Origin of the sequence: Protofrankia sp. Cas8 (assembly GCF_963555845.1) — a bacterium.
Lineage (GTDB): Bacteria > Actinomycetota > Actinomycetes > Frankiales > Frankiaceae > Protofrankia.
In genome coordinates this window covers 1-5459 of record NZ_CAUVXI010000049.1, presented here as the reverse complement: position 1 = coordinate 5459, position 5459 = coordinate 1, and the positions used below count along the sequence as shown (strand labels likewise).

Sequence of the window (5459 nt, the reverse complement as noted above, 5' to 3'; positions counted from 1 at the left end):
TCCCGCGTCTGCCTGATCTCCGTGCTCCCCCTGCTCCCCCTGCTCTCCCTGACCCCCCTGGCCTCCCTGGCCTCCCTGGCCTCCCTGACCGCCGTGGCCGCCGTGGCCTCCTGGACCTCGTTGCTGTCCGGTCCGCCCGGTCCGGGGACTGGTCCGGCGGTCGGTCCGGCGGTCGGTCCGGTTACTTCGCGCAGGCCGGTGACGTGGACTCCGGTCCGCAGGCCCGCACCGGCAGCGCAGGCCGAGTGCACCAGCGCCCGGTCGAACTCCGAGCGCATCACCATTGACAGCATCGGTCGACCTGGCCGGCGCCTGGTCCGCGCCAGCCGGCCGTCCAGGGACACGGTGAGCTGGTCGATGCTCGCGTGGACCAGGCCCGAAAGGTCGATACCGGCATGGTCGACCGCCAGACCGACCAGGCCGCCGCCACAGGTCTTGTACCTGGGCAGCTCGGCCCGTTCAAGCATGCAGACGGTGACACCGGCCCGGGCCGCCGCCCGAGCTGCGCTTGCTCCCGCCGGACCGGCGCCGATCACGACCACATCGAACATCTCGCCCGGAGCGTCCGACCGGCCAGCCATGTCTACCGGCATATCAGCGCAGGGTGAGGGTCCGGCCCACGACGCCGGCACGCATCCGGCGTTGCGACGCATCCAGCGGAGTCCGGTCGGCAACCGCACGCTCCAACCGGGCACGCAGCTCCGTCGCCGGTTCCTCGCAGCTGTCCGCGTCAGCGCCCGGCGCGAGGTCCCAGACCGGAACGACCAGACCGTCCGCCCGGAAGGAGCCGACGAAACGGGACCCGGCACCGACCATAAGATCACCAGCGACGGCCAGCCGCGCGAGGGCGTCGAGCAGGGGTTCCTCGTCGTACGCCTGAACCCACCGCAGGTGCGTCCGCTCCCCCGGACTGCACCAGTAGGCCGCGTCGACCGAGGTCAACCGGACGGTCGGAACGACGGCCGCGTTCGCCCGCTCCAAGGCGGCGGCGACCTCCGGAGCGGGACCGGTACCGTCCTCGGACGGCGGGATCCACCAGGTGAATCCGGAGTGGACCGTGATGTCCAGCGGGGCCGGATCGAGGATGTCCAGCAGCGTTGGGCCGGCCCGGCCGTCGTCGCCACGGGCGCTGCCCGCCGCTGTCTGCCGGGGGATGACCGGAGCCCCGGGCTCGGCGGCAAGAGCCGCGAGCAGCGCCCGCGCAACGTCAACGCTCGCATCGTCGCTGGGCACGCCTGTCTGCATGGCCAGGAGGATCTCGCCGCTCTCCCGGACGATTGCAGGCACTGCCTGCGGCAGCATCGTGCCGAGCAGAACCGCACGGTCGCCATGTTCGGGATGTTCCGCGAGGTAGCTGGCGGAGAGCTTCAGCGGGGCTGTCGCGCTGGGCACCAACTCGCGCAGGGCCACCAGATCGGGTTCGTCGACCCGGCCCGCAAAGGGACGCAGGACGGGCGCGGGCCGCCGCCGCACGCCATGACATGCCTTGTAGCGGCGCCCTGACCCACACGGGCACGGCGACCGCGGCCCGACGACGGGAACATCTGCCTCGTCCGTCCCGAAGACGCCCGGAGCCGACCCGGACGCGGCCAAGCCGACCTCGTCGGACGAGCCGGAGCCGGACGAGACGGATCCGGAATGAGACGGCACGGGGCGGCGGACGGTCTGTCGGCGGGCGATCGGGTGCTCCTCGGCTTGACGGATCAGGTTGACGGATCAGGTTGACGGACGGCTGGTACGCGCAAGGCTAATACCTGCGACCGACAACTCCCGCCAACCCACCCACGTGACCGTCCGCTTGTACCGGACCTGCTACGCGCAGGTGCGGAACCGGGCTCCACCAGCCCGGACCGGACCGGCGGGCGTGCGAAAAACCAAGATCGCACACCCTTTGGCCGGACGGGAAGCCGAAGCAGGTTAGCCGTCACTCGCCGGGGTAGGACTCGGACATGGAGATCAGATTTTCGCTGTCGCTTCCCCGGGACGAGATCTCCATTCCTATTGTCCGCCGGATGTGCACGCAGTCACTGAAGGTTCTCGGCGCGCATCAGGAGTGCGTCGACGACGTGGAACTCGCGCTTACCGAGGCATGTGCCAACGTGCTGAAGCACGCCCAGGCGTATGACTGGTACGAGGTCTCGGTCAACGTCGACAACCAGGTGGCCGCCATCGAGGTGCTGGACAACGGAGGTGGCTTCGACGTCTTCCAGATTGACGCCATGATTCTCGAGGCATCCGCCGATGACACGATCTGCGAAGACGGCCGTGGTATCTATGTCATGCACGAGCTCATGGACAGCGTCCAGTTCGATATTGTGGACGGGCCGCGTCCCGGCATCCGGGTTCATCTGGAAAAACTGCTGCAGTGGGATGAAAGCGCACCCGCCACCCGGCTCGAACGCGCCCCGGCTCACTGCGGGTCCTGACCGGCCGGGTCCTGATCGCGTGGCCGCCGCTTGATCGCCGGTAGGCTGACCACATGAGCGGTGGCCAGCACGAAACAGTCGGCGGGGCGTCATCGGTAGCACGCCGGATCGGCGTGGTGACATTTCCCGGCTCGCTGGATGACAGGGACGCCGCTCGCGCGGTCGGTCTCGGCGGCGGCGAGGCCGTTGCGCTCTGGCATGGTGACACCGAGCTGGCCGGGGTGGACGCGGTGGTGCTGCCCGGCGGGTTCTCCTACGGCGATTATCTGCGCGCCGGGGCGATAGCCCGTTTCTCCCCCATGGTCGGCGCGGTCGTGGACGCGGCCCGTGACGGGTTGCCCGTCCTCGGGATCTGCAACGGATTTCAGGTGCTGTGTGAGGCCGGACTGCTGCCCGGGGCACTCACCCGTAACGTCGGCCTCCATTTCGTCTGCCGGGACCAGCGGCTGCGGGTGGAAAACGCCTCGACCGCGTGGACCTCGGAGTACACGGCCGGCGCGGAGGTTGTTATTCCCGTGAAACATGGCGAAGGCCGCTATGTGGTGAATCCGGCGACACTGGCCCAACTCGAACATGACGACCTGGTGGTTGCCCGCTATCTCGGCGGGAACCCGAACGGATCGGTCGCCGACATAGCCGGCGTCTGCAATGCCGGACGCACGGTTGTCGGGTTGATGCCACATCCCGAGCACGCCGTCGAGCCGCTGACCGGCCCGGGATCGGACGGCCTGGCCATGTTCCGGTCGGTGACATCCGGCGTTCTCGCCGTCTGATCGACTCCCGGCGCGACCGGCCGAAAGGTGCGCGATCATGCCTTTCGCGCGCACCCGGAGGCCCTCAAACGGCCAGTCCGGCCACATCGGCCACATCGGCCACATCGGCCTCGACGGAGCGGCGCAGGGCCGCGTGCAGGGACGCAGGCGTGAGTACGCCGACGTAGTCGTCCCGGTCGTAGACGGCGATGCGGGCGGCGTCGTCGCCCAGGAGCACGGCGAACGCGTCCTTCAGAGAGGCGCCCAGCTCCACCCAACCGGCGAGCGGACGCAGCGCTGCCGCGCTCGCGACCGGACCATGCCCGGCCAGCTCCCCGGCCTCGACCCACCCGCGCACCTCCCCGGACGCCGGGTCGACGACGACCGCCCAGCCGGCGCCGTCCGTGCTGACCCGCACCCGGCTACCCTCGCCGGACCCACCGGACCCACCGGACCCACCGGACCCACCGGAACGAGCGGAACGAGCGGACCCACCGGACCCACCGGACCCACCCGGCACGTGCCGGGCGATCGCCTGCAGTGTCTCGGCCGCCGACGTATCCATCCGCACCACCGGTGGGTGTTCGGTGTCGGCCGCCCCCAGCGGGGTGACCGCGAGCCGACGCAGCGACCGGTCGAAGCCGGTGAGATCCGCGACGAACGGCGTGGCCGGCGCTCCCAGGACGCGGGTGGCAGCGGCGTACTGCTCAAGTAGACCGCCAGGGCGGAACACCGCGATCCGGTCCGCGAGGTGCACGGCCTCGTCCAGGTCGGGCGTGACGAAGATGATCGTCTTGCCGATATCCCGGTGCAGCAGAACGAGATCGGTACGCAGCCGCTCACACGCCATCGGGTCCAAGCCCGAGCACGGCTCGTCCATCAGCAGTACCAGCGGGTCGGCGGCGAGTGCGCGGGCAATACCGGCCCGTTGCCGTTGCTCGGCGGAGAGTTCATGCGGGTAACGGTCGCCGACGACCGCTGGATCAAGCCCAAGCAGTTCGAGCAGCTCCTGCCCGCGGTCGTGAACCCGCGGCCGCGCCCAGCGCAGCAGTCTGGGAACCGTTTCGACATTTGCCCGGACGGTCAGGTGCGGGAACAGGCCGACGCTCGCGGCGACATGACCGATGCGCCGGCGCAGCGTGACCGGATCCACGCGGGCAACATCCTCGCCGGCCACGAGGATCTGGCCGGACGTCGGCTCGATAATCCTGTTGATGAGATTAATGATTGTGGTCTTGCCGCACCCGGACGGCCCGAGCAGGCAGATGAAATCACCCTCGGCCACGTCGAGATCGAGATTCGTAACAGCGACCGTCCCGTCCAGGTGACGCTTCTGGACGCCTCGAAGCGAAATCATCGGCTCAGTCGCCATCGACTCCGACCAACCCCTCCCGCACCGATTGCGATCATTCCGACCGTGGAACCCACAGCGCCGTCGTTTGTGTTTCATAGCTTTTCTATCGGATTATCCGGTCAGTATCGACTTATCCCGGTAACGTCGCCGTGTGAGCACAATCTCGCAGACCGCCTCGTGGCTTGGCGACAGCGCCAACTGGAACGGCGACAACGGCGTCACCCGGCGCCTCATCGAACACCTGACGGTGACTGCCGCGTCCGTGGGGATTGCGTGCGCCCTCGCGCTACCGATCGGGGTGTGGCTCGGGCACGTCGGGCGAGGCCGCATACTCGCTGTCGGCGGCTCCGCGGTTGAACGGGCGGTGCCGGCATTCGCCGTGCTCGTGCTGTTGGCCGTCGGGCCGCTCGGCTTCGGCAACACCGCGGCCACGGTCGCGCTGACCCTCATCGCGGTACCACCGCTGCTGTCCACTGCCTATATCGGTGTGCGCGACGTTGACAGGGCGGTGACACAGGCCGCGGTCGGGATGGGCATGTCCGGTGGTCAGGTGGTGCGGCAGGTGGAGCTACCGCTGGCCGCACCACTGCTGCTGGTAGGCCTGCGGACGGCGGCGGCCCGGGTCATCGCCACCGCCACGATCGCCGCCCTCGTCGGCGGCGGCGGGCTTGGCCGACTCGTGCTGGACGGTCTAGCCCACCACGACGACGCGCAGGCCGTTGGCGGCACGGTGCTGGTCGTGGCGCTGGCCCTGATCGTCCAGGGCCTGCTGCTCTGCCTCGGCCGGCTGGTGACGCCCGCTGGCTGCGGGCCCAGCCGCCTGCATCCCCGCTGGTGATCAGCGGGACGCATAGTCGAGTGTGAACGAACGCTCGTCAAACGCGTGCGGCCGGCCGTCAGCGGGTACTCCTCGGCACGCAGGCTGTC

Annotated in this window: 6 protein-coding genes; 3 read left to right on the top strand and 3 right to left on the bottom strand. The window is 69.5% G+C overall.

The features are described from left to right. Positions 1-581 (bottom strand): FAD-dependent oxidoreductase (locus tag U9977_RS09945; protein WP_322748925.1); only part of this gene is annotated, 581 nt, incomplete at its 3' end. Between the two features lie 13 nt (positions 582-594). Beyond that, on the bottom strand, positions 595-1593 hold the full coding sequence (locus tag U9977_RS09940; RefSeq protein WP_416210540.1) for a DUF5926 family protein: 999 nt from the start codon (positions 1591-1593) through the stop codon (positions 595-597). Positions 1594-1949: 356 nt separating this feature from the next. Here U9977_RS09940 and U9977_RS09935 point away from each other — a divergent pair, with 356 nt between their 5' ends. Both U9977_RS09935 and purQ read left to right on the top strand, forming a co-directional pair. Continuing rightward, positions 1950-2426 (top strand): ATP-binding protein, encoded by a 477-nt coding sequence (locus U9977_RS09935; protein ID WP_322748923.1) that lies wholly within the window; start codon positions 1950-1952, stop codon positions 2424-2426. Positions 2427-2479: 53 nt separating this feature from the next. Next, on the top strand, positions 2480-3199 hold the full coding sequence (gene purQ / locus U9977_RS09930; RefSeq protein ID WP_322748922.1) for a phosphoribosylformylglycinamidine synthase subunit PurQ: 720 nt from the start codon (positions 2480-2482) through the stop codon (positions 3197-3199). Positions 3200-3263: 64 nt separating this feature from the next. Here the strand turns inward: purQ and U9977_RS09925 are convergent, their stop codons facing one another. Beyond that, positions 3264-4550 carry an ATP-binding cassette domain-containing protein gene (locus tag U9977_RS09925; RefSeq protein WP_322748921.1) on the bottom strand — a complete coding sequence of 429 codons (1287 nt, stop codon included), beginning with the start codon at positions 4548-4550 and terminating at the stop codon, positions 3264-3266. 133 nt (positions 4551-4683) lie between these two features. On the opposite strand from U9977_RS09925, the gene U9977_RS09920 reads away from it, so the two are divergent. Beyond that, a complete protein-coding gene (locus U9977_RS09920) occupies positions 4684-5370 on the top strand; it encodes an ABC transporter permease (RefSeq protein ID WP_322748920.1) in 687 nt (228 codons plus the stop codon). The last annotated feature ends 89 nt before the right edge of the window (positions 5371-5459 follow it).

What these genes read in the sequence shown, in the direction of transcription:
- U9977_RS09935 (WP_322748923.1), top strand. Translation starts at nt 1,950, where the DNA reads ATGGAGATCAGATTTTCGCTGTCGCTTCCCCGGGACGAGATCTCCATT.
- purQ (WP_322748922.1), top strand. Translation starts at nt 2,480, where the DNA reads ATGAGCGGTGGCCAGCACGAAACAGTCGGCGGGGCGTCATCGGTAGCA.
- U9977_RS09925 (WP_322748921.1), bottom strand. Translation starts at nt 4,550, where the DNA reads ATGGCGACTGAGCCGATGATTTCGCTTCGAGGCGTCCAGAAGCGTCAC.